Raw genomic sequence first — 22,270 nt, forward strand, 5'->3', positions numbered from 1 at the left:
CCAACTTTGTATTGTTATCCTACGACAATATTTACTAATTTGCCTTTTACAACAATCAATTTGCGAACGGCCTTTCCGGCGGTCGCTTCTTTGACTTTATCGAGGTCAAATGCGATTTTCTCCATCGCTGCTTCATCTGTATCCTTGGAAATCAGAACACGATCAACAATTTTACCATTGACCTGTACAACAATCTCAATTTCATTGTCGACTGTCCACGCTTCATCATAGGTTGGCCACGGCTGATACGTAATTGATTCTGTGCCGCCGAGCTTCTCCCAAAGTTCTTCGGCCAAATGCGGCGCAATTGGAGATAACATCTGAACGAAATTTTTCATCGCTTCAAGCGGTAAACGCTCTGTTTTATAGGCTTCGTTAACGAAAATCATCATTTGACTGATCGCTGTATTAAACCTAAGGGCTTCGAAATCCTCGGTTATTTTTTTGATCGTCCGGTGCCAAGTACGTTTGAATGAATCACTGCATAATGTTTCGTCGGCGCTGATTTTAGCATTTATCTGACCATTCTCGTCAACAAACAGTCTCCACACACGATTCAAGTAACGATAGATGCCATCCACGCCTGTTGTATTCCATGGTTTTGTAGCTTCAAGTGGTCCCATAAACATTTCGTAAATACGCAGTGTGTCGGCCCCTTGATCGCTGACGATATCATCCGGATTTACAACGTTACCGCGAGACTTACTCATTTTCTCCATGTTCTCACCAAGAATCATCCCTTGGTTTACAAGCTTATGGAAAGGCTCCTTGGTATGAACAAAACCAAGATCATAAAGCACCTTATGCCAGAAACGCGCATACAGCAAGTGGAGAACAGCATGTTCCGCTCCGCCGATGTAAAGATCTACAGGCAGCCATTGCTGCTGAAGCTCATGCGAACAAAACTCTTTATCATTACGCGGATCGATAAAACGTAAGTAGTACCAGCAGCTGCCGGCCCATTGCGGCATGGTATTCGTTTCACGGCGAGCTTTCATGCCGGTTTCCGGATCAATTGTGTTTACCCATTCGGATACGTTCGCAAGCGGTGATTCTCCTGTACCTGATGGTTTAATTTCATCGACTTGCGGAAGTAAGAGTGGCAGTTGATCCACGGGAACAGGCTTCATTGTGCCATCTTCAAGATGAAGAATTGGAATCGGCTCTCCCCAATATCTTTGACGGCTGAAGAGCCAATCTCTCAAACGGTAGGTTACTTTGCCGCGGCCTTTGCTGTTTTGCTCCAGCCACGCGATCATATGGCTGATCCCTTGTTCGATATTCATGCCATTAATCGGACCGGAATTGACGTGTTCGCCATCCCCTGCGTAAGCTTCCTTCTCAACATCTCCACCTTGCACGACTTCGACAATCGGCAAATCAAATTGTTTTGCAAACTCCCAGTCACGTTGATCGTGTCCTGGAACAGCCATGATTGCTCCAGTACCGTAACCGCCAAGCACGTAGTCAGCAATCCAAATCGGCACTTTCACGTCATTAACCGGATTGACAGCATAGGCCCCTGTGAAAACACCTGTCTTGTCTTTTGCCAGATCCGTACGCTCGAGATCGCTTTTGCGGGAAGCCTTTTCTTGATACTCCTTAATGGCAGCAGCTTGATCTCCCGTAGTAATTTGCGCAACAAGCTCATGCTCAGGTGCCAGAACGCAGTACGTGGCGCCAAACAATGTATCTGGACGTGTAGTGAAAACCGTCAAACTCTTCTCATCGTATCCGTCAATCGCAAATTGGACTTCTGCGCCTGTTGATTTACCAATCCAGTTGCGCTGCATATCTTTAATGCTTTCGGACCAATCCAGCTCCTCAAGATCTTCAAGCAGACGTTCAGCGTACTCGGTAATTTTCAGTATCCATTGACGCATCGGCTTACGAATAACGGGATGGTTACCGCGCTCGCTCAGACCGTCAATTACTTCTTCATTAGCAAGAACAGTTCCCAGCGCTGGACACCAATTTACAGGCACTTCATCCACATAAGCGAGTCCTTTATTGTACAACTGGATGAAGATCCATTGTGTCCATTTGTAATACTCAGGATCTGTCGTACTGATTTCACGATCCCAATCGTACGAGAAGCCTAGTGATTTAATTTGACGACGGAATGTATCAATGTTCTTCTTGGTGAATTCTCGCGGATCATTTCCCGTATCCAGTGCGTACTGTTCAGCAGGAAGTCCGAAAGCGTCCCATCCCATTGGATGAAGTACGTTAAAGCCTCTCATCCGTTTGAACCGTGAAACGATATCAGTTGCTGTGTAGCCTTCCGGATGTCCTACATGCAGACCAGCTCCAGATGGGTAAGGGAACATATCCAGCGCATAAAACTTCGGCTTATCCGAATTCTCAAGCACCTTAAACGTTTTCTTCGCATCCCAGTAAGCTTGCCATTTCGGCTCAATTGCTTGTGGATTATAACCTTGCTGCTCTTTTGTTTCTTTGGTTTCTTTCGTTTCCTGTGTCATGTGTAAAATCCTCCCTGTGTACAGCCATCTTCTTCATGATTCAAAGCGCTGCAAGCGCCAAAAAACCCCTCATCGCTAGCGGATATCGCTAGGGACGAGAGGTTAGATTCCCGTGGTACCACCCTAGTTAACACAGACATTCTTTGCCAGTGTTCACTCTGCCCCTTAACGCGGGTGAGACGATCCGGCTAGCACCATATATAGGGACCTTTGAGTGTAGCTCAAAGTCTCTCCGCTTTGGGATCTTTGAACGTAGTTCAAAGTCTCTCCGCTGTAGGGATCTTTGAGCATACTCAAAGTCTCTCCGCTTTAAATGGTGATTCACCTTCTAGCTCCAAGGCGAGTTCACAAGACTGACATCTACCGGCTTCCACCCTACATCCGGCTCTCTGAAAGATGCTGTACAAGTTACTAATCCTCTTCTAAGCTCTAATCATCTAATTAGCTTTGATTATATGTAAAATAATGCCGCACTGTCAAGCCGCAATGAACCTCATTGTGTTATTTCTTAGCAATAAAGAAAGCTCTCTCTGTCATAGAGGTAGGCTGCTCCCAAGTGAAGTCAGCAGCCATATGCACCTCAGTGAAACCGACTGCAAGCAGCATTTCCTTAAGCCATTGTAAAGAATAAGCCCTTTGTAGATGAGTTTCATCGATGCGTCGGAAAGTATCCTTTCCGCTATCTTTGACAAATATGGTCAACTCGTGCTCAATTTGTACTCTTTCATCATCTAACTCGCTTGTCCAAATGTAGGCAACATCGTCTTCATTCAGGAAAAAGGGCTGAGAATCTGCATAAGCGAATAACTGCTCAGGAGTATGTACATCGAAAAGGAAAAGCCCCCCAGGCTTGAGCCCCTTAAAGGTTTGACGGAAAGCATCAATGATATCTTCTTCCTCTAACAAATAGTTGAGACTATCACAGATGGAAAGCGCAACATCCACTTGTTCACCGAGGTCCCATTCACGCAGATCCTGTTGTACCCAATGAATGGTGCCGCCGCGCAATTGACTTTTGTGCTCTCCCGTTTTTTGCTCAGCGACTGCCAGCATGTCTTCTGATAAATCAATACCCGTCAGCTGGTACCCCTCCAAGGCAAGAGGAATCGTCAAATTCCCAGTACCACAGCCCAGATCAACAATCGTAGATGGTTTCATACCAAATCGTTCGAAGCTTTCTTTCACGAAACGAAGCCAATCTTCATATGGCATGCTATTCATCAAGCGATCATAGGTGTACGCGAATTTTTCGTAACTCATGTTAACCTTGCGTCTCCTCTTGCTTCAGATAGGTCCAATCATCTTCCTGATAAATGAGCCCGTCCTTCATTAGCTTGCCTAATGCGCGTTTGAAAGCTGCTTTACTTAGGCCAAACCGATCCTTGATGACATCTGCCGGCGTTTTATCCGAAAATGGCATCGCATTCCCTGGTCGTTCTTGGAGGACACTCAAAATGGTCTCTGCATCTTCATCGCGCCCTTTTTCCTTCGGAAGCCGCATCGACAGATTGACCCGACCATCCTCTTCACGTACGAATGCGACACGCACTTCAACCATCTCACCTACACGAAGCAAGCGTGTCCGTTCCGGAGCAGCTATAAGTCCAATAACACCATAACCAAGGACTCCGGCTTCGCAAATGACGAAGGTGCCAATTTGCAAAGGTCTGTACACACGTGCTTTGACCCACTGATTACTCCAACTCGAGGGTGCACGAACGCAAAGAGGAGCCAGGTCCTCTTCCAGAGCCAGCTTAGCGATCAAACGTCCTTGCCGATCGTGAGCTAATGTGGCAAATACCTTATCTCCTACTTGTGGACGCAGCTCCTCAAGCTCTGGCACATGTCTGTAGGGAAGCAACAGGTTGCGGCCCAGTCCCATTTCCAGAAAATATCCAAATCTAGGATGAATATCTACAACTTCCAGAAGTCCTACTTCGCCCATGAGAAGAAGAGGACGCTTCATCGTAGCCATCAATCGATCCTGTGTATCGTGGAACATGAAGGCTTCAACATGCTCTCCGGGTTGTATCTTACCTACGATTTCTGCATAAGGCAGAAGAACATCCTGCTGGCCGTCAGTAAGGAAATAACCGTTAGGAGGAACCTCCCTCGCTACCTCTAGGGTAACAAGGGATCCTGCTTCCATTCTCATACGCGCTCCACAACTTTGGCGTCGGACCAAAGTCTTTCGATATTATAATATTCACGATCATCGCGGTGGAAGACATGAAGAACAACATCCCCTAGATCAAGCAAAACCCATCTTGCTGTATCAATACCCTCGTAGCCTCTGATATTAACGCCGTGCTCATGCGCTTTCTTTCTAGCTTCTCCGGCAATTGCTTGCACTTGTGTTTCTGAATTTCCGTGACAAATAACGAAATAGTCGGCGATTAGGGATACGCCTTTCAAGTTCAGGGTTACAACATCTGCCGCTTTTTTATCTTCAGCAGCCTCAACGACAAAAGCCAAAACTTCTTCTGGGTTTTTACTCATTCAATCATCCTCCAAGGTTTATGTGTTTATTTGTGTGATCAAATCGTTCCGAGTCAAAATCGTAAGCGGATAAATCCGTTTGCCTTTGGCAATTAAAAAGCTAATTGTAGAATCAAAACCGGCTACCAGCGCCTTCTCTAGGCTTTGCCCAGCGATATCGCGAATGATATCTACACCTGGAAAATCACGTCCGGGCTCCATATAATCCGCTAAGCATACGATTTTGTCCATTAATGTCATCTGAACACGACCGGAGGTGTGATACCGAATTGCATCTAGTATCTCCTCATCATGGATGTCAAATTGCTCCTTCGCGATATAAGCTCCAGCATGGGAGTGCCAAAGCTCCTTATCATAGTCCAGCAAGTCTTGGGGCAATCCGTTCTCGCGGATAATCTTAGCTTGCTCCTGAACAGGCCAATACTTGCAATAATCGTGTAAAATGGCCGCCAGATCGGCTTTGACCGGGTCTCCACCAAAGCGTTTTGCTAAGATAACGCTAGTTTCCATGACACCGAGTGTATGCAGCCAGCGTCGCTCAGGCATTTGTTCCTTAACCGCCGCTATCAGTTCCTCACGATTCATACAAACGGTTCACCTCCATATAACCATTCACCGCATCTGGGACAAGGTAACGGACTGAACCGTTCCTTTGCCTTTCATTACGAATAGCTGTTGACGAAATTTCAACAAGCGGCATGGGTACAATCGTGACTCGATTACGAATGTTAATAGGCATATGCGATAAGTCAAGTTCATAACCAGGTCTAGCTAATCCAATAAAGCGAATATGCCGCACGATGTCATCAATGCGATGCCACTGCGGCAAATATTGAACCATATCCGCACCTATAATATAAGCAAATTCCGTACCTGGATATTCCTTGCTTAGCAGCTCAATCGTATCGATACTATAAGATACGCCGCCTTTGTTGATTTCGATATCAACTGGACGAAAAAAAGGATTGCCTTCCGCTGCAAGGCAAACCATCTCCCAGCGCTGCTTCGTCGTCGCTTTCGGCGCATTTGGCTTATGCGGCGGCACATTTGCCGGCATCAACCACACCTCGGCGAGATCTGCTTCGACCCTCGCTCTCTCCGCCGCGATCAGATGACCGGTGTGGATAGGATCGAAGGTGCCACCCATTATTCCGACAAGCATACTTCACCTCTTTAGCGCGGCAGTTCAATCTTCTTCTTGTCACGCGATTCTTTGTAAAGCACGACGATTTTACCGATAACCTGAACGAGCTCTGCGCCAGATTTTTCGGATAATTCAGTGCCGACCTCGTCGCGGTCTTCTCCACTGTTGTTGAGTACAGTAATTTTAATCAATTCACGAACTTCCAATGCTTCTTGAATGTGACGGATTAAATGATCGTTCACGCCGCCTTTACCTACTTGAAAAATTGGATCTAAATGGTGCGCCATTGAGCGCAAATAACGTTTCTGTTTGCCTGTTAACATTGATGTCCCTCTATTCATTCTTATTCAGCTAACGACTGTTCTACCACCTGTCTCATCGCCGCAACGGGCGCAGGGGTGCCAGTCCAATATTCAAAGGCAAAAGCACCTTGATAAATAAACATACCGAGTCCGCCATGTATGCGGGCTCCTCTTGCTTCCGCTTCACGAAGGAATCTTGTAATTCGCGGATTATAAATGAGATCGCTGACCAGATGATGCGAACGCAGGAGTTCAAGCGGCAACGGAACTTCCTCGACATGAGGATGCATACCGGCCGAAGTTGTATTCAGAACGAATTGGACCTCATCTACAACAGGTCCTAGCTCGTCCATGCCAAGTCCAATCGCTTCGGTGTACGTACTGATCGTGTCTGCAAGCTCCAAGGCGCGTTCTTTGGTACGATTCGCGATGTAGATACTGCGAATCCCTTCTTTTGCAAGCGCATAAGCAACGCCTCTGGCCGCTCCACCAGCCCCAAGGAGAAGAACACTTTTCTCTTTCAGATCAATACCCGTCTCTTCCTTGAGCGATCGCACATAGCCAATACCGTCCGTATTGTAACCGATGAGCTTGCCTGATTCATTAACGATGGTATTCACCGCCCCAACGATCCTAGCCCCTTCATCGATTTCATCCAAGTACTGCATAACTTCCACTTTATGCGGAATCGTTACGTTGACACCTCGATATCCTAATGCCCGTATCCCGCGAACAGCATCCCCAAGTTCTTCTGGACGAACGTGGAAAGCAGCGTAAACTGCGTTAATACCTGCTTCCTCAAAAGCCCGATTCAACATAATCGGGGAACGGGAATGCCGTATCGGATCTCCGAAAACCCCATATAGAATGGTATGACTGTCAATCGGCGTCACCAGTTTCTCCATGTTCTCCTCTTGTCCCCCTAAATCAACGACTCACGTGTGATAACCTTAATCCCCTTCGGCGCATGAACGGCAAGCTGAGCTCCAGCTAAGCTGTTCACTTTAATCCAGCCTAAACCAGAGATCAGCACATCCATCTGTTTCCCCTTCGGAATGTGCAGCGGATGCTTCACAATCTTAGGCAGCTCGTCCAAGTCCGCTAGGTTAGGAGGCGCAAGCATGACACCTTTATGTTCTTCATACAAATCATCAGCCTTTTCCAGCTTTGTACGATGAATTTGAATGGCATTAGACGTGTAGCAAGTAAATGATTGATGTTCACCGCTAATAAAATCAAATCGAGCTAAGGCGCCAAAAAATAACGTTTGCGCTTCATTTAACTGAAACACCATCGGCTTAAGCGGTTTGTCAGGCATGATTCTAGCTAAATCACGCTTTTTCACGACTTCGGTTAAACGATGAGTATGCACAATACCAGGTGTATCAACAATAAACCGACCATCATCCAGTGGGATTTTAACCAGATCCAGCGTTGTTCCAGGATATTGTGACGTTGTAAGCTCTGACTCCAGATCACTATAATCACTGATTAAGCGGTTAATGAGCGTCGATTTACCGACATTCGTTGCACCGACCACATAGACATCCATGTTGCCGCGATATTCCTGCACAGCTGTAATAACACGATCGAAACCAATGTTTTTCTTTGCACTGCAAAGGATGATATCAACAACCTTGAGGTTCTCCTCTTTGGCTCTGCGCTGTACCCAATTAATGATCTTGTTTGCGTTCGTCACTTTTGGCAGCAAATCGATCTTGTTTACGACTAACAGAACAGGATTCGTACCCACAAAGCGTGCAAGACCGCTAATCATACTGCCTTCAAAGTCAAAAATATCTACGATTTTCACAACCAGAGCTTTCGTTTGGCCGATATGTCCTAATAATTTAAGGAAGTCGTCCTGCTGCAATGTGATACTCGAAGATTCATTATAATGCTTGATGCGATAGCAGCGTTGACAAATAACTGGTTCCTTCTGCATCGCTTCAGCCGGGATAAAGCCCAGCTTCCCCTTTTCTTCCGTTTGCAGCAATACGCCGCACCCCGCACAATGATTAATCGTTTCTGTACTCATGAATCCTCCTATTTCTTCATCCTAGCTAAAGCCCATTTCTCAATACGGCGATTGATTTTCGTGAAAAAACCCTCATCCTTAATAGAAATGGGTTGAACTAGGATCGTGTATAGCCCCATTCGATTGCCTCCAAGAACGTCAGTTAACATTTGATCACCAATGACAGCTGTTTGTCTGGCATTCGTACCAAGCAGCTTCATAGCTCTGTGGAATGAAACGTTCGTTGGTTTCTTAGCTCGATGAATGAACGGAATGCCAAGCGGCTCCGCAAAGGCTGAAACCCGTCCATGATTGTTATTGGACACGATGACGACCTTGAAGCCCATTTTTTGCAAACGGTTCAACCACTCTATTAACTCCGGAGTCGCATGCGGATCTCGTGCGCCTACGAGTGTATTATCGAGATCTGTTATAATACCACGGACACCAAATCCCCATAGGTGATTGGCATCAATATCATAGATCGTATGTACAGACTGTCTGGGCACTAGCTTATTCAGCAAACAAATTACCTCCAACTGCTTCCTCGTAAATCAGAGAGACTTTGAACTACATTCAAACATCCCTAAGCGGAGAGACTTTGAACTACGTTCAAAGATCCCTATATTATATACGTGAAACTATACCATAGTGATCCACTCGTTGCAAAAAGAAAAGAACATATTTTCCCACTAGGAACGGGCCGGAAGCGTTAACCAGTTCAGTACGTTTTGAATTTTACGGTCCCAATAGCCCCACTCATGTTGGCCTGGCTCCTCCTCATAGGTCAGATCCATACCTAATTCGCGGCAATAATCTCGGAATCGAATATTATCTTCATAAAGGAAGTCTTCCGTACCGCAGCATTGATAGAGCTTAGGGGATTGTCTAGTCGCGCCAGACAGCTGTTCAGCCAAATAAAACAAATCATTCTCGCTGCCTTTAATCTTGGACACATCTCCATAAATCAGTTTGAAATCGTCAGGAAAATTCAATGCTCTGTCTGATATATCTAATGCCCCCGATAAGCTTGCCGCTGCGGCAAACCTTTCCGGATGTGAAAGTGCCAGTTTCATCGCGCCATAGCCACCCATGGACAACCCAGCCACATAATTCAATTCTCTTTCCTCAGCTAAGGGGAAAAATGATCGCGCTAATGCTGGCAATTCTTCACTAATAAAGGTCCAGTATTTCGGCCCCGAAGCCATATCGGTGTAAAAGCTGCGGTTGACGGCTGGCATGACTACCGCTATCCCCAATTGCGAAGCATACCGTTCAATCGAGGTTCTCCGCATCCAGATCGTATGATCATCAGATAAGCCGTGCAGCAAATATAGCGTAGGATGCTTTACCCCATAAACTGCAGAAGCCAATCCGATTTGATTTTGAGCGGCTTGAGGCAAAATGACGTACATGGATGCTGAAACCCCAAGGGAATCTGAATAAAAATGACAGTCGATAAAAGCCATAAATAATAATCTCCTCTCATAGGAAAACCACCACCTCGAAAGGTGAGTGGCTTCTTTGTTCTATTTCATTTGTTCTTTTAAACGAATAATAGATTGACTAACGGTCTGGTAGTCGACTTCAGTGGAATTCTCCTGACTGTACTTCGCGCGCTCAAACAGTTCGAGCACCGTTTCCAGCTCTTTTTTCATCCACTTACTTTGGTTAGACCACCTTGTCGTCGCTTCTCGCATGGTTTCGTACTCATGTCTCGTGTAGCCCTTGCGACGGCTTAGCCGCAGCAGTTTTTCGAATTCAACAATAATTTTCTGATTGAAATTAACGACTTGCCTTTTCTTCCTTCGGGTTCGCCATGCTTTCCAATTGTCGCTTTTCAAGACAAAGAATAAAACAGCTGCAACAACTACGGCAGCTCCTAAGCCACTTAATGTCAACCATAACCATGTCAGGCTCGGAGCCTCTTTTGTTGCGTCAGGCAAAGTAACTGGGTCACTTTCCGTTGATAGGTCAACGGGTGGCGGGGTTTGCTCTGGAAATACATTCGGCAGTTTGAAGCCTGAGGTCGGTTCAAAAGGTATCCAGCCAAAGCCTTCAAAATACACTTCAACCCACGAGTGAGCGTCTGAATTTCTAACGGTATAGGTACCTGCTCCATCCGCATCGATTTCAGAACCCAGTTGACTCAAAATACCTAAATCCCTAATTTCCGCGGGAATCGGTGAAGTGCCCGATGAATAACCTTTCACCCAGCGAGTTGGAAGCCCAATAGAACGAGCGAGTACAGCCATAGCTGATGAGTAATAATCACAATACCCTTGCTTCACTTCAAATAAAAAGCGGTCTACGAAATCCTTGCTCTTGCCCTTACTTTCATCTGGCGTATTCGTATACGGATAATGATCTGATAAATACTTCTCAATTGACTTCGCTTTGTCATAAGGATTCGTCGCTGCCTTGGTAATCTCAACAGCCAGCTGCTTCACTCGTTCAGGAAGGTCGGCAGGCACTTGTAGATACTCCGCCCATTCTAGTTGATTGGCATAGTCAGATTTGACTTCTCGCAATAACGCTTCTTCCAGTATAGGCTCCTGGGTAACAATTGTATAATCTTTAGGATAATTATTTCTTCCTATATAGCGAAGCTCGGACTGACGAGGAGACCATATTAGACGTTGAAACGGGTTCTCACCTTTATTCACTTCCACAATTTTCTGGATGGCGAATCCCCCGAATAAAACGGGAAATACTTCCTCTCTATCCATGACAACCGTTTGAGTCACTTCTTTGGTTTTCAAAAGTGACAGATCAAATCGCGGATCAAGCGGCAGCGGATTACCATTCACACGATTGACTGGCAATTTACGCTCCACGGGGCTAAGCTCCCAGCCTTTTCCGTTATATAACGATCTCGTTTCGCCTCGGAAATAGGTTCTCTTACTCGTTTCAACAGTCATAACCGGCGTGTAATCATAACGAAAACCGCCGCCAAGCCGACTGTCATCTCGACTATAGCCGGAAGAAGCATCGGCACTCGTAGATGACGTGATGCTGACACCTTTTCCAAGTAAAGGAACAGCTTCACCACGGCTTACTTTCCAAGCTGTATAAGGATCCGTTAATATCGGATTCACAGTTGGCGCTAGCAGGCCAACTAGAAAAGTGATACCGACTATCAATAGAACGGGAACAATGAGTGTTGACGGGTAATCCGTAATCGTTTCCCAAATGACTGGGGCCCGTCTCTTTAGTTGACTAAAATGCTGCACCATCAACAGTGAGAATCCGCAAAATATGACCATAGCAACTTGCGGCCACAAAAAGATCATACTGAAGGAATCACGAATAGCAAAAAATAAAATACTGACAAAAATAAGGACAAACACACGCATTCTCGATTGGACAGACCACATGGCAAACAAATAAGTAATCCATGCAATTAAACTAAACCAAATGTATGGTTCCAGCTGCCCTGCATTCAGAGCAATCCATTTCACCGCATCATTCCATGTTGCCAAATTAACCGCCACAAAATGATAGCCCATACCAATTCCGTGCAGCCAAATAATCAAACCGAATTGAATCAAGGATCGCCAGCCGCGATGTAAATGCGGTATAAGGTAAGTAGCCGCTACAATGGAGAGAGTTCCCGTCACAAAGGCGACCGTTTCAGGCAGCCACAGTCCATCTTCTTTCATGATCCAGATAACAAATTGATAAAGGAAAATACCAGTAAGAATTGCTGTTACTCGCTGTGACCAATCTGTCAGTAAAATCCTTTTCCATAATGTGTTAGGCATAACGTTTCGCCCCTCCCAACAGGTTAGGCAAGTCCGTCAACTGACTAACCTCATAACCCATATAACCTTGTGAGCGAATCGCCTTGATCCAATCCTCTTGATTGCCTTCCTTGTCCAACCCTTGCGGTTTGAATGCATGGTTGGATTTAGCATGAACCCAAATATGGCATGGATTCATCTGGAGATGTTCCAGGTGATGAATCACCTGAATCATCGCTGAGCCCTTTTGCGGTGAAATGAGTACAAAGAAGCAGCCTGCTGGCCATTCCCGTGAACGTTCCTTGATAATTTGGTGAAGTGAGTGATAACCATCAGCCTCTACACCAACCAAATGCTGTATGATTTGTTTGTGATGATTCTGACTTTGCTTCGGTTCAAAATAAGAGGATTCCTTCCCGATCGAGAGTAATCCTAGTGCTAAGTCACGACTCGCTCCATAACGAAATAAAGAAGCTGCAACAGATACCGCCAGTTCAAATTCGGCAGAATCCCGATAGGCACGGGCATTCCGATCCAATAGAATAATCGTCTTAGGAAGGGATTCTCGCTCGAATTCTTTGGATTTCCATGTCCCTGTCTTCGCAGTGGCATTCCAATGTATACGTGATAATCGGTCTCCATAAATATATTCACGGACACCATTAATTTGCGTCGTTTCACGATGTGCTCGCGTCGTAGTGGAGTGATGCTGCATGCCTTTAAGCATTTGGTGAAATTGCGCCCATTCCCGAATAGCAACCGTTTGTGGATACACCGTGATCGGCTGCTGAAGCTCTAAACGGCCCTTATGCTGAAAAAAGCCAAAAATATCCTCGGTTAAGCACTCCGTTTCACCAAACCGATAATACCCTCTTCTTAATGGCGGAGTACTGTAAAGTAATTCACCTCTACGTTTCCAATCTGGAACAATGGAGCCTTCGAAAATCGTCTCTTCCCCATTCTGTCGAATAAGCTGGTCTTTAATCATCATATAAGGAATAGGCCAGTACCCCGGAATTTGTACGCCAATACCAATCTGCAGCGATTGCCCAGCCTCTATTTGAGTTTCTTGCCCTATGTTCGCAATCTTGCGTGTACCTTGCGTACGTTTAATTCCACTCCAGTTGCCAGAGAGCAAATAAGCAGACAACAACGTGATAATAATAAAAAGCATGGAGGCCAGCTTCCCACCTTGAAACAACAGGAACAATAAACTAGCTGTGAAACAAGCAACAAGAAGCCATAAAGCTGCCGGAAACCGGGGAAGTTCCCCGAATCGTTTGAATACCGGTCGATTCATAGGCTCACTTCTCCAATCGAACCGGCACGCGTACTTGCTCGAAAATCGCGCCGAGAACTGAGGAAACCGTAGCTCCGTCCATACGGGCTTCGGAATGAAGAATCATTCGATGACCAAGAACATAAGGAGCAAGGTATTTAATATCATCAGGAATCACATAGTCTCTTCCATGGAGAAACGCAAAAGATTTGGAGGCTAAAACCAATGAAAGCGTTGCCCTTGGACTGGCTCCAAGGAATATGGCCTGATGTTCACGTGTTTTTCTTGTAATGGTCACTAAATAATCGGCTACCGCTTCATCCAAGTGGACATGACGTACCTGTTCTTGGATGGCCAGCAATTGAGACGTATCCATGATTGCCTGCAGTGCTTCCATCGGATGCACTTTGCTTTGGGATGTAATCATCTGCTTCTCGGCGGCTTCACTCGGATAGCCTAGACTAAGCTTCATCATGAATCGGTCAAGCTGCGCTTCAGGCAAAATATATGTACCTTCGAAGTCGATTGGGTTTTGGGTCGCAAGCATCATAAATGGTGAAGGAAGCTCATGTATATCACCATCGACGGTGATATGTTGTTCTTCCATTGCTTCCAGCAAAGCAGACTGTGTTTTGGTAGTTGCCCGATTAATTTCATCGACAAGCAAAATGTTCGTCATAATCGGTCCTGAACGGAACAGGAACTTCTCTTCTTTGGGATGATATATAGAAACACCTGTTATATCGGAAGGTAATAAATCCGGATTACATTGAATGCGGCGAAATTGACCATCTATGGATCGAGCAAGCGCTTTAATCAGCACTGTCTTGCCTGTACCCGGCACATCTTCAAGCAAAACATGCCCACCGGCCAGCATCGCAGTTAGCAACAATTCAATCTCAGAGCTCTTGCCAAGAATGCATGATTCCAAATTCGCTTTCAACCTAGCTAGAGCTTCTACATGATGATGTGTGGCAGTTTCCATGTGTGATCCTCCTTAGAGTTTTCGTAAGAAAACTTACGTCGTAAGCAGTTGATGAGTTTCAGAAAGTTTACGACTTAAGTATTAGCTGAATTTTTCTTAGCAAATTGCGTTTATACTGCCATTTAGGGTGAAAATACTATCATAAGTCCGTATTCCTTAAAATTGATAGGAAAATGAGCGTAAATCTAGTTTACAGTAAAGTTTTTCGTCCGTATACTTGTAAATCCTCTAAATTTATTTGTTAAATTTAACCATCCGTGCTATTTGATAGTCCATGTCCCAGTAGGGTTTGAAGTTGACCACTAACGAAAGAAAGGGGCTGTCCCAAAAGTAGATAAATCTACTTGAGGACAACCCCTTAAGGCTTATTGAATTTTCCAAATATGACTTTCAGACTGCCCCTTACTCAAGCATTCATCTTATCCTTTGGGTTTGACAAATACGGCAGCTATGAAGGAGAAGATGATCGCCGCGGATATCCCCGCGCTGGTCACTTTAAAAATACCGGTGATGATCCCTATATAGCCATCTTTATGGAGCTCCTCTAACGCCCCGTGCACCAGGGCATTACCGAAGCTGGTAATCGGAACGGTTGCACCCGCACCGGCAAATTCAATGAACGGATCATACAAATTACAACCGTCGGCTATAGCGCCCAGCACGACAAGCGTGCTCATAGTATGAGCGGGCGTAAGCTTACCCACATCCATCAAAAGTTGTCCTAAAACACAGATGGCTCCGCCTATTAAAAAAGCCCAAAAAAAGTTCATGCATACAACCCTCCAGACTCAATTGAAACAGCATGTGCAATGCAAGGGATGCTTTCCCCTTGTTGGAAAGTAAGCGGCGAGAGTAATGCTCCGGTCGCTACGACTAGAATTCGCTTCAATTCGCCACTCTTTATGCGCTTTAGAAGATGACCATAAGTGACGGTTGCAGAGCAGCCACAACCGCTCCCTCCCGATTGGACCGTCTGCTTCTCGCGATCATAAATGATCAACCCACAGTCGTCATATGTCGTTTGATCAATTGGAAACTTGTGCTTATCGAATAGTTCGCGCGCAATGTTCACACCCACGGTTGCCAAATCACCGGTGACGATTAGATCGTAATAACTAGGCTCAATATTCAGTTCTCGGAAGTGAGTTTGAATGGTATCTACTGCTGCCGGTGCCATTGCAGCACCCATATTAAACGGATCCGTGATGCCCATATCAACGATTCGTCCGATTGTGGCCGAGGTGATGACGGGGCCATCACCGGTCTTACCCAGCACGGCGACCCCTGCGCCGGTGACTGTGTATTGAGCTGTCGGCGGCTTCTGCGATCCGTATTCCGTCGGATAACGGAACTGCTTCTCCGCCGTACAGTTATGGCTACAGGTACCGGCCATCACGTAGTTGGCGGCTCCCGAATCCACCAGCTGCGCGGCTAGCGCGAGCCCTTCCATCGATGTGGAGCAAGCGCCGAATATGCCAAGAAACGGCATATTCAGCGTACGAACAGCGAAGGTATTGGAGATGATCTGATTCATCAGATCGCCTCCAATATAGAACTGTATGCTGCCGCTCACCAGCCCGGCCTTATCAAGTGCTCGCTGCGCAGCTTCTTCTAGCAGCGCCTTTTCGGCTTTTTCCCACGTTTTTTGACCAAGGGTTAAATCACCATGGACGATATCGAAATCCTCACTAATTGGCCCTTGGCCTTCATCAGGTCCTACAACCGTCCCCGTTGATAGTATCACGGGTCGATTCTCAAAGACCCAGCTCTGATGTCCCTTCAGCATAAGGTCAACCCCCACCCGTAATGATAAGATGTACGATACCAACAACAAAGGCTGCGACGGTTCCGTATACGATGACGCTACCAGCTAACTTGAACATATTACCGCCTACCCCAAGAACAAGTCCTTCCGCCCGATGCTCAATTGCTGCTGAGCATAACGAATTGGCAAAACCTGTTACAGGAACGGAGCTTCCCGCCCCGGCCCATTGGGCTATTTTATCGTACACACCGAAGCTCGTCAGTATGACGGATATGATAATTAAGACGGCAACCGTTGGATTTCCTGCCGTTTTTTCGGTAAAGCCAAACCAATTAACGAACATCTCCATGAAACATTCACCGATTAAACAGATTATCCCTCCAACAAGGAAGGCTCGCAGGCAATTTATTAGAACGGGTCTTTTGGGCTCTTGCTTCTTCGCTAGCTTCTGATACTCCTGTTGCGTCATTGTCAAATTCTTCTTCTTGTTGTTGGCCATGTTTTCCCTCCTGCTTCCTCTAACGCCCTAAGTTCTTAGAATCATATGCAAATCCTGAATGACCTTCGTTAACTGCACCGAACATGCCTCATACATCTTCTTTGCCTGCGGATGACTAGTCGTCAATGAAAATAGTTCAAGATCTGCCTCACATTTCTTCATAGTGGCTAATAAGGCAGGCCTTTCACTCGGTTGAGGCACTTTTAATTTATCATCATAAAGATCGACCGTTAATTCGCCATGCGTGTCTACTTGTGCGAGGAACACATTCTCCTTCGTTACTCCTAGCTTATCCAGTTCCGTATGTAGCCATCCTCTTCCTCTTCCTGTTGCAGCCAAGGGTTCATCTTGAATGACACCATCCATGATGACAGACTGTGTCGGTTTCTCGATATTCAGCTTCATCCCCAAATGATTTGGTGTCAGAGGCTGGAGTTCACTTTTAAGTAGAACACTTAAATCACCACTAGCTTCAAGCATAGCGAACTCGACATCTGCCATGCGAAAAACACTTTTGGTGCGCAGCTGCGCCAGCAGCTCATCGCCAGTGTAGCGTTCTTTTTTCAAATTGTCCTCCAGAATTTTACCATCTTTAATGACAATAGTTCCCCTACCCTCAAACCAAAACCTCAATGTCTTACTTTTGAGCGTCAAAGTCTCCAGTATCAAAGGTATAAGAACCCAGACAAGTATAGCGACGACCCCATGCCAGAATCTGAAATCCATATCCATGGAAATAGTCCCAGCCAAGTCCCCAATCGTAATACCGAGAACATATTCAAAAAAAGTAAGTTGGGAAATTTGTTTTTTACCGAGAATTCGCGTTAGTACAAACAACAAGACTAGTGCAAAAAACGATCTGATTACGATACTCACCCAATCTGCCACAAGCTCTCCCTCCCCTTCCTAAAGCTCGAAACAACCTCATTATGTGCTATTTTGAAAGCAAGTATGATCAAATTGAGTTGGATTTAAATGTTAACGATTCGTGTGAAAAAATAAGTTTGCACGTTTTTATTTACACGAGTAAAATGTGTTTTATAATAAAAGAATAAGAGTAAATTGCTCCTTATCCATTTTATTTCCAATTTATTTTACACGAGTAAAATACAAGGAGGACGATGAGAATGACGACAGTGACGCTGAATATCCCTGAGCTCTCACGACAATTTGAAAATGACGGTTATTTACTGCTTCGTAATGTACTTTCGGAAGAAAGGATTGCAGAATTGAATAATGCCGTAGACGGCATCCTTTCCGATGAACAAGAGTCATTATCCTACAACATTTACAATAGCGTAGAACGAGCCCCCTCAATTTTGTCCTTAATGGACAATCCGACAATTCTTCCACTTATCGTTAATTTGATGGGTTATAACATCCAACTTCATATCTCGCATCTTACCGTGCGCAAACCTAATCCCGATGATCTCAAGACCGAGACCAACAGCTTTATTAACTGGCATCAGGATGGACCAACGCCCAAATTCCCAAGTATTAACGGACTAACATCCACCTACTACATTAAAGCTTGTTATATTTTGAGTGATATGTCTGAGCCAGACCGCGGGAATACGAAAATCATTCCGGGCAGCCATAAGTTGCCAGATTATCAACCCGTTCAAACCGACGTGAACGTGCCTTTACCAGGAGAAATACAAGTTTGCGGTAAACCTGGAGACGTATTCATTTTTGCACAAAATCTTTGGCATGCCGGTTCCCCGAATCGCTCCGACTTCACCCGCCGCCAATTATTTATCGGCTATAGCCCGATCTGGATGAGGCCTATCGATTACCACGCGGCTTCGCCGGCATTGCTCGAAGGGGCAGATCCGATTCGCCGCCAACTGCTGGGTGCAATTAGTGAAAACTATTTCAACTTCTACGTACCGGAAGAGTCCATGGTCCCGCTTAAAGAACTGTGGTTAGGCCGTGCTGCAACGAAAAGTGAGTACATTTAGATTTGTCCAAATTTATGATACCCTTGAGGAAACAAGAAAAGGGAGTTCCTTATGATTACCAGGAAAGAAGTCGCAGACCGGGCGGGTGTTTCGGTAGCCGTCGTTTCATATGTGCTAAATAATCGGAGCATCGTCAAAGAGGAAACCAGACAAAAAGTACTTGCCGTTATCAACGAACTAGGCTATCGCCCCAATCAAACTGCCCGCAGCCTCAAAACTAGGAAAACAGGTCAAATTGCCGTCCTCGTCCATTTCGTAGGAAACCCATTCGAGGGTGGACTGCTATTGTATATTGAGAAAAGAGCTAAACTTAGCAATTATTCTGTGTTTTTTCATTCCTTTGAACCTGCTCGTGAAGAAGAATTAAAAAATACACTAATGGGGCGTGTAGACGGCATTCTTCTTCTTGGCCAAACGCTAAGTGAGGAAAGTCAAGCATTTTACAGCTTGATGGAGCTCCCCGTCGTATCTCTTATGCAGCCTGGTGTTTCCATGCCGAGCATCCCCGTCGTTGATGTGGATTGGGTAATTGAAATGCGGCGGTTAATTGTACATCTGCATGAACAGGGGCATAAGCAGATTGCCTTTATGACCGCTGGAGATCCGCAGGATCCGATTGCTCATCGGCTCGTAGCTTTCCGCGAAGCCATGCGTCACGAAGGATTGAAACTCCCTGAGAGATATATTCTCGAAGGCGCCGGCCGCTTCGAGCGGGCTTTCGAGGCTTTAACCGCAACACTAAAGCAAGGTTTTGCTTTTACGGCTATCGTAGCAGCAAATGATTTGATGGCGTCTGGTTGCCTCGCAGCTTGCCGCGAATCCGGCATTCTTGTCCCACAACAATTAGCCATCGCCGGGTGCGAAGATATTCTAATGTCTTCGCAAGTCTCGCCAGCTTTGACATCTATCTGTTATCCGCGGATGGAGGTTGGCTTGGCGGCGACAGAACTTCTGTTATCACTCATTGACGGAGTTAACAAGAAGATACCTCGACTGGAGGGCAAGCTTTCTGTAAGAGCTTCAACAGTAGAGAACTCCTTGAATGTCACATAGCAATTAAGATGTACGAATCAGATAACCGCTATGAATAATCTCAATTGGATTTAATTGTTATATAGCTAGATGAAAAGTTAGGGCATATTAAAGATCGCAATCAATTGAAAAACGATCAATTTGCTTGCTATCCTACACAAATCTTAATGAAGAGGTGTACAACATGACAGTAGCTTCTCAAGTAAAAACAACACTAGCTTCACTTAAAAGTGCGCAAGCAAGCTTAGAAACGTTTGCTCTAGGCACGCAAAATCAAGAGGCCAAACAGTTGTATGAAGCGGCCGCCTTATCTGCACAAGACATCGTAAATCAAGTCGCCTCCCGTGTGCAGCAATTAGAAAATGAAGAACCTCAGTACAAAGGCTTCTAGTTAACAAACCAAAACCAGCCGGCTGCGAACAAACGCAGACGGTTGGTTTTGCATTAGAACAAGATAACGAATACTAGTGTAAGTAAAACGAATAGAATTAATATGAGTAGTATCAGTTTTTCTTTTGGCATTGAAGCCGCCCTCGTTTCGGATGAGATTCCTATTTATTCCAATGGCTGACCGGATGATTTTCTTAGCTCGTTGGCCAAACGATGAAATTCTTCTCTTGCCTCAGCATCCTCGGTTGCCAAATAAGCCGCAGACAAGAACGCAATGATTTTATTTGCATCTTCCACACTTAACATAGATTCCGCACCTCGCAGAAGTTTTATTTTCCAGTCCAATAATCGAACGTCATCACGTTGTTTTTGAAAAAGGAATAAGGCATGTAACAATAGCCTTGGTCTCCCCATGCTTTCCCCCACGAATTCCGCACAATGACTGTTCCCTGTCCCTTCTTCTTACCATCCTTATACCCGACGGCTAATAAGGCATGCCCGCCTAACATTTGCTCTTTTTTTCGATTCGGGTACGGGATCCTCCCTGTTCTTGCCGCCAGTGGACTTTCGAAAGATTGATACAGCCAGATTCCGAAGACAACAGGCTGGCCATCAGCTAATGCAGCTTTGATCCCTGCCAAGTCATGAATCCGATGATATCCATCAATACGGTAGCTTCCTGCTGTAGCTTCCGCCTCTGAATCAGGCTTTTTTTTAAATTTGGCTATGCGATAAGGCCATTCGGCTTCTGGGCATACCCCTATTTTATGCAGCACTTTCATGCCATTGCGTACTGTGGCTCCCGAGTCCCAATTGATCGTACCCTCTAATTTACGCTCATGCCAATAATGAAAAAGGCGAGATAGCCGTAAAGTGGAATTTCGTTCTTGACGAAGCCAATACTCGCGCAGCCCGCTTACAATGGCATTCGATGTGCAAGAACCTAAATTCCCCTGATTCACGATAGGAGACAGTTCCTTGCGCAAATCTACTTTGCGGGGCAATTGCGATTCCCGGATATAATTGACGCTTCGGTAATAATAATCCCGAAAATCTCGCTGGTCCCGTTTAACCGTGTATTTACGCATCCCGTTGCCTCCCCACCGTTGTGTTAGCAGAATTGTACTTCAGTATATTCACCCATAGACTACAGCGTGCAAAAAGCACGCATCCCTATGGAATGCGTGCAGGCTGTTGCAGATTAATTTTTCATGGCTTTTTGATATATTTGTAAGTATTTTGTTGTCATTTGGTACGTTGTAAATCTACGAATGACATAACGACGAAGCTTTGCCGGATGCGGATAATTCCCTTCCTTTACCTTTGCAACCATCTCGGAAACGGAACGACAGATTAATTGAGGAAACCCCGCCATAACCTCGGGTACCGCACCACGTCGCAATGCGATTACTGGTGTACCGCAGGCCATAGCCTCAATCATGACGAGTCCGAAAGGCTCTTCCCACAACGTTGGAAACAGCAAACAACTTGCATATTTGAGCAGCTTCTGTTTGTTCTTTCCTCCAACAGGACCCACAAAATGGATGTTGGGATTTCTTCTAATTCGAGGTGCAATCTCATTACGATAAAATGTTTGATTTTTAATAGGTCCAGCAATTATAAGGTTTTTATTCGTTCTCTCCGCAATCTCAATCGCGTGCAGGACACCTTTCTCTCTCATAATACGTCCCATAAATAACATGTAATTGCGCTTTTTATCACTGAATTCATATTCCCTGGGATTAAGTCCGTTATAGACATAATATCCGCGATTTTTACCCATCACCATTCTAGCACGTTTGGAAACATATACAGGAAGCTTCACCCAATGCTTCACAGGGAGATGCAACGTACACACCGTCGGAATATTCTGATTAAACCGTCCAAGCGCAGATCTGAATGTATGATCATGAATAACGTCAACATCCCGCGGCATATTATTCAAGACATACCTTGCTATTCCTTGGTTACGAAGACCCTTGGGGAACGGGACTAGCTTAGCACTGGTTCTACTGCCCCTTGCTGCAAATAAGGTGACTTGATGTCCTCTTTGCACAAGGTTTTCGGTCAATTCATGCACAACTTTCTCCGTTCCTCCCTGGTTCATGGGCGGCAGTTTCTGTGCATCTGGAAAGTTAGAAATCACCTGCACAATGTGAAGACGTTTCATT

At 45.4% G+C, this 22,270-nt stretch carries 24 protein-coding genes and 1 other annotated feature; of the genes, 3 read left to right on the forward strand and 21 right to left on the reverse strand.

Going from position 1 to position 22,270, the window contains the following annotated elements; all coding sequences use genetic code 11:
• Positions 1-14 precede the first annotated feature (14 nt).
• The 18 genes from leuS to ASG85_RS02980 form a co-directional block, all read right to left on the reverse strand.
• Positions 15-2,483: a leucine--tRNA ligase gene (leuS, locus tag ASG85_RS02895; RefSeq protein WP_060645304.1), complete on the reverse strand. Its 2,469-nt coding sequence runs from the start codon at positions 2,481-2,483 to the stop codon at positions 15-17.
• Between the two features lie 87 nt (positions 2,484-2,570).
• Positions 2,571-2,917: a binding site (T-box leader), on the reverse strand.
• 67 nt (positions 2,918-2,984) lie between these two features.
• Entirely contained in the window at positions 2,985-3,743 is a 759-nt protein-coding gene (locus tag ASG85_RS02900) for a class I SAM-dependent DNA methyltransferase (RefSeq protein ID WP_057303154.1), read from the reverse strand.
• Position 3,744: 1 nt separating this feature from the next.
• Entirely contained in the window at positions 3,745-4,638 is an 894-nt protein-coding gene (locus tag ASG85_RS02905) for a S1 RNA-binding domain-containing protein (RefSeq protein WP_060645305.1), read from the reverse strand.
• Positions 4,635-4,982 carry a ribosome silencing factor gene (gene rsfS / locus ASG85_RS02910; RefSeq protein ID WP_060645306.1) on the reverse strand — a complete coding sequence of 116 codons (348 nt, stop codon included), beginning with the start codon at positions 4,980-4,982 and terminating at the stop codon, positions 4,635-4,637. Before rsfS ends, ASG85_RS02905 begins: the two co-directional genes overlap by 4 nt.
• An 18-nt stretch (positions 4,983-5,000) precedes the next feature.
• Positions 5,001-5,567: a bis(5'-nucleosyl)-tetraphosphatase (symmetrical) YqeK gene (gene yqeK, locus ASG85_RS02915; protein ID WP_060645307.1), complete on the reverse strand. Its 567-nt coding sequence runs from the start codon at positions 5,565-5,567 to the stop codon at positions 5,001-5,003.
• Complete coding sequence (locus ASG85_RS02920; RefSeq protein WP_057303158.1) at positions 5,557-6,144, reverse strand: nicotinate-nucleotide adenylyltransferase; 588 nt, start codon at positions 6,142-6,144, stop codon at positions 5,557-5,559. The genes yqeK and ASG85_RS02920 overlap by 11 nt, the downstream gene beginning before the upstream one ends.
• Before the next feature lie 11 nt (positions 6,145-6,155).
• Positions 6,156-6,449: a ribosome assembly RNA-binding protein YhbY gene (gene yhbY / locus ASG85_RS02925; protein ID WP_029193567.1), complete on the reverse strand. Its 294-nt coding sequence runs from the start codon at positions 6,447-6,449 to the stop codon at positions 6,156-6,158.
• 20 nt (positions 6,450-6,469) lie between these two features.
• On the reverse strand, positions 6,470-7,333 hold the full coding sequence (aroE, locus tag ASG85_RS02930) for a shikimate dehydrogenase (protein ID WP_060645308.1): 864 nt from the start codon (positions 7,331-7,333) through the stop codon (positions 6,470-6,472).
• Between the two features lie 17 nt (positions 7,334-7,350).
• The gene (gene yqeH, locus ASG85_RS02935) at positions 7,351-8,466 is read right to left on the reverse strand and encodes a ribosome biogenesis GTPase YqeH (RefSeq protein WP_060645309.1); all 1,116 of its coding nucleotides are present in this window, start codon (positions 8,464-8,466) and stop codon (positions 7,351-7,353) included.
• An 8-nt stretch (positions 8,467-8,474) separates the two neighbouring features.
• Complete coding sequence (locus ASG85_RS02940) at positions 8,475-8,969, reverse strand: YqeG family HAD IIIA-type phosphatase (protein WP_200957390.1); 495 nt, start codon at positions 8,967-8,969, stop codon at positions 8,475-8,477.
• Positions 8,970-9,137: 168 nt separating this feature from the next.
• Positions 9,138-9,914: an alpha/beta hydrolase gene (locus ASG85_RS02945; protein ID WP_060645310.1), complete on the reverse strand. Its 777-nt coding sequence runs from the start codon at positions 9,912-9,914 to the stop codon at positions 9,138-9,140.
• Between the two features lie 60 nt (positions 9,915-9,974).
• Positions 9,975-12,209, reverse strand: a complete 2,235-nt coding sequence (locus tag ASG85_RS02950) for a DUF3488 and DUF4129 domain-containing transglutaminase family protein (RefSeq protein ID WP_060645311.1) — start codon at positions 12,207-12,209, stop codon at positions 9,975-9,977.
• Entirely contained in the window at positions 12,202-13,488 is a 1,287-nt protein-coding gene (locus tag ASG85_RS02955) for a DUF58 domain-containing protein (protein WP_060645312.1), read from the reverse strand. The genes ASG85_RS02950 and ASG85_RS02955 overlap by 8 nt, the downstream gene beginning before the upstream one ends.
• A 4-nt stretch (positions 13,489-13,492) precedes the next feature.
• Entirely contained in the window at positions 13,493-14,452 is a 960-nt protein-coding gene (locus ASG85_RS02960) for an AAA family ATPase (RefSeq protein ID WP_060645313.1), read from the reverse strand.
• 419 nt (positions 14,453-14,871) lie between these two features.
• On the reverse strand, positions 14,872-15,222 hold the full coding sequence (spoVAE, locus tag ASG85_RS02965; RefSeq protein WP_029193575.1) for a stage V sporulation protein AE: 351 nt from the start codon (positions 15,220-15,222) through the stop codon (positions 14,872-14,874).
• Positions 15,219-16,238 (reverse strand): stage V sporulation protein AD, encoded by a 1,020-nt coding sequence (gene spoVAD, locus ASG85_RS02970; RefSeq protein ID WP_060645314.1) that lies wholly within the window; start codon positions 16,236-16,238, stop codon positions 15,219-15,221. The genes spoVAE and spoVAD overlap by 4 nt, the downstream gene beginning before the upstream one ends.
• A gap of 4 nt (positions 16,239-16,242) precedes the next feature.
• Positions 16,243-16,716, reverse strand: a complete 474-nt coding sequence (gene spoVAC / locus ASG85_RS02975; protein ID WP_057303166.1) for a stage V sporulation protein AC — start codon at positions 16,714-16,716, stop codon at positions 16,243-16,245.
• 27 nt (positions 16,717-16,743) lie between these two features.
• On the reverse strand, positions 16,744-17,604 hold the full coding sequence (locus tag ASG85_RS02980; RefSeq protein WP_060645315.1) for a DUF421 domain-containing protein: 861 nt from the start codon (positions 17,602-17,604) through the stop codon (positions 16,744-16,746).
• Positions 17,605-17,843: 239 nt separating this feature from the next.
• Between ASG85_RS02980 and ASG85_RS02985 the strand changes: the two genes are divergently transcribed.
• The 3 genes from ASG85_RS02985 (at position 17,844) to ASG85_RS02995 (ending at position 20,100) form a co-directional block, all read left to right on the forward strand.
• The gene (locus ASG85_RS02985; RefSeq protein ID WP_060645316.1) at positions 17,844-18,677 is read left to right on the forward strand and encodes a phytanoyl-CoA dioxygenase family protein; all 834 of its coding nucleotides are present in this window, start codon (positions 17,844-17,846) and stop codon (positions 18,675-18,677) included.
• 51 nt (positions 18,678-18,728) lie between these two features.
• Positions 18,729-19,730: a LacI family DNA-binding transcriptional regulator gene (locus ASG85_RS02990; RefSeq protein ID WP_060645317.1), complete on the forward strand. Its 1,002-nt coding sequence runs from the start codon at positions 18,729-18,731 to the stop codon at positions 19,728-19,730.
• Positions 19,731-19,893: 163 nt separating this feature from the next.
• Entirely contained in the window at positions 19,894-20,100 is a 207-nt protein-coding gene (locus tag ASG85_RS02995) for a DUF1657 domain-containing protein (RefSeq protein ID WP_057303170.1), read from the forward strand.
• 164 nt (positions 20,101-20,264) lie between these two features.
• Here ASG85_RS02995 and ASG85_RS03000 read toward each other — a convergent pair whose 3' ends face one another.
• The 3 genes from ASG85_RS03000 to ASG85_RS03010 form a co-directional block, all read right to left on the reverse strand.
• Entirely contained in the window at positions 20,265-20,405 is a 141-nt protein-coding gene (locus tag ASG85_RS03000) for a hypothetical protein (RefSeq protein WP_047672235.1), read from the reverse strand.
• Positions 20,406-20,428: 23 nt separating this feature from the next.
• Positions 20,429-21,187, reverse strand: a complete 759-nt coding sequence (locus ASG85_RS03005) for a C1 family peptidase (RefSeq protein ID WP_156396388.1) — start codon at positions 21,185-21,187, stop codon at positions 20,429-20,431.
• A 113-nt stretch (positions 21,188-21,300) separates the two neighbouring features.
• Complete coding sequence (locus ASG85_RS03010) at positions 21,301-22,269, reverse strand: glycosyltransferase family 4 protein (RefSeq protein ID WP_060645318.1); 969 nt, start codon at positions 22,267-22,269, stop codon at positions 21,301-21,303.
• Position 22,270: the final 1 nt, after the last annotated feature.

Origin of the sequence: Paenibacillus sp. Soil724D2, assembly GCF_001427935.1 — a bacterium.
Taxonomy (GTDB): domain Bacteria; phylum Bacillota; class Bacilli; order Paenibacillales; family NBRC-103111; genus Paenibacillus_E.

What these genes read in the sequence shown, in the direction of transcription:
- ASG85_RS03010 (WP_060645318.1), bottom strand. Translation starts at nt 22,269, where the DNA reads ATGAAACGTCTTCACATTGTGCAGGTGATTTCTAACTTTCCAGATGCA.
- ASG85_RS02945 (WP_060645310.1), bottom strand. Translation starts at nt 9,914, where the DNA reads ATGGCTTTTATCGACTGTCATTTTTATTCAGATTCCCTTGGGGTTTCA.
- ASG85_RS03000 (WP_047672235.1), bottom strand. Translation starts at nt 20,405, where the DNA reads ATGTTAAGTGTGGAAGATGCAAATAAAATCATTGCGTTCTTGTCTGCG.
- ASG85_RS02905 (WP_060645305.1), bottom strand. Translation starts at nt 4,638, where the DNA reads ATGAGAATGGAAGCAGGATCCCTTGTTACCCTAGAGGTAGCGAGGGAG.
- yqeK (WP_060645307.1), bottom strand. Translation starts at nt 5,567, where the DNA reads ATGAATCGTGAGGAACTGATAGCGGCGGTTAAGGAACAAATGCCTGAG.
- rsfS (WP_060645306.1), bottom strand. Translation starts at nt 4,982, where the DNA reads ATGAGTAAAAACCCAGAAGAAGTTTTGGCTTTTGTCGTTGAGGCTGCT.
- leuS (WP_060645304.1), bottom strand. Translation starts at nt 2,483, where the DNA reads ATGACACAGGAAACGAAAGAAACCAAAGAAACAAAAGAGCAGCAAGGT.
- spoVAC (WP_057303166.1), bottom strand. Translation starts at nt 16,716, where the DNA reads ATGGCCAACAACAAGAAGAAGAATTTGACAATGACGCAACAGGAGTAT.
- yhbY (WP_029193567.1), bottom strand. Translation starts at nt 6,449, where the DNA reads ATGTTAACAGGCAAACAGAAACGTTATTTGCGCTCAATGGCGCACCAT.
- ASG85_RS02960 (WP_060645313.1), bottom strand. Translation starts at nt 14,452, where the DNA reads ATGGAAACTGCCACACATCATCATGTAGAAGCTCTAGCTAGGTTGAAA.
- ASG85_RS02955 (WP_060645312.1), bottom strand. Translation starts at nt 13,488, where the DNA reads ATGAATCGACCGGTATTCAAACGATTCGGGGAACTTCCCCGGTTTCCG.
- ASG85_RS02900 (WP_057303154.1), bottom strand. Translation starts at nt 3,743, where the DNA reads ATGAGTTACGAAAAATTCGCGTACACCTATGATCGCTTGATGAATAGC.
- ASG85_RS02990 (WP_060645317.1), top strand. Translation starts at nt 18,729, where the DNA reads ATGATTACCAGGAAAGAAGTCGCAGACCGGGCGGGTGTTTCGGTAGCC.
- ASG85_RS03005 (WP_156396388.1), bottom strand. Translation starts at nt 21,187, where the DNA reads ATGCGTAAATACACGGTTAAACGGGACCAGCGAGATTTTCGGGATTAT.
- ASG85_RS02920 (WP_057303158.1), bottom strand. Translation starts at nt 6,144, where the DNA reads ATGCTTGTCGGAATAATGGGTGGCACCTTCGATCCTATCCACACCGGT.
- ASG85_RS02995 (WP_057303170.1), top strand. Translation starts at nt 19,894, where the DNA reads ATGACAGTAGCTTCTCAAGTAAAAACAACACTAGCTTCACTTAAAAGT.
- spoVAD (WP_060645314.1), bottom strand. Translation starts at nt 16,238, where the DNA reads ATGCTGAAGGGACATCAGAGCTGGGTCTTTGAGAATCGACCCGTGATA.
- spoVAE (WP_029193575.1), bottom strand. Translation starts at nt 15,222, where the DNA reads ATGAACTTTTTTTGGGCTTTTTTAATAGGCGGAGCCATCTGTGTTTTA.
- yqeH (WP_060645309.1), bottom strand. Translation starts at nt 8,466, where the DNA reads ATGAGTACAGAAACGATTAATCATTGTGCGGGGTGCGGCGTATTGCTG.
- aroE (WP_060645308.1), bottom strand. Translation starts at nt 7,333, where the DNA reads ATGGAGAAACTGGTGACGCCGATTGACAGTCATACCATTCTATATGGG.
- ASG85_RS02950 (WP_060645311.1), bottom strand. Translation starts at nt 12,209, where the DNA reads ATGCCTAACACATTATGGAAAAGGATTTTACTGACAGATTGGTCACAG.
- ASG85_RS02985 (WP_060645316.1), top strand. Translation starts at nt 17,844, where the DNA reads ATGACGACAGTGACGCTGAATATCCCTGAGCTCTCACGACAATTTGAA.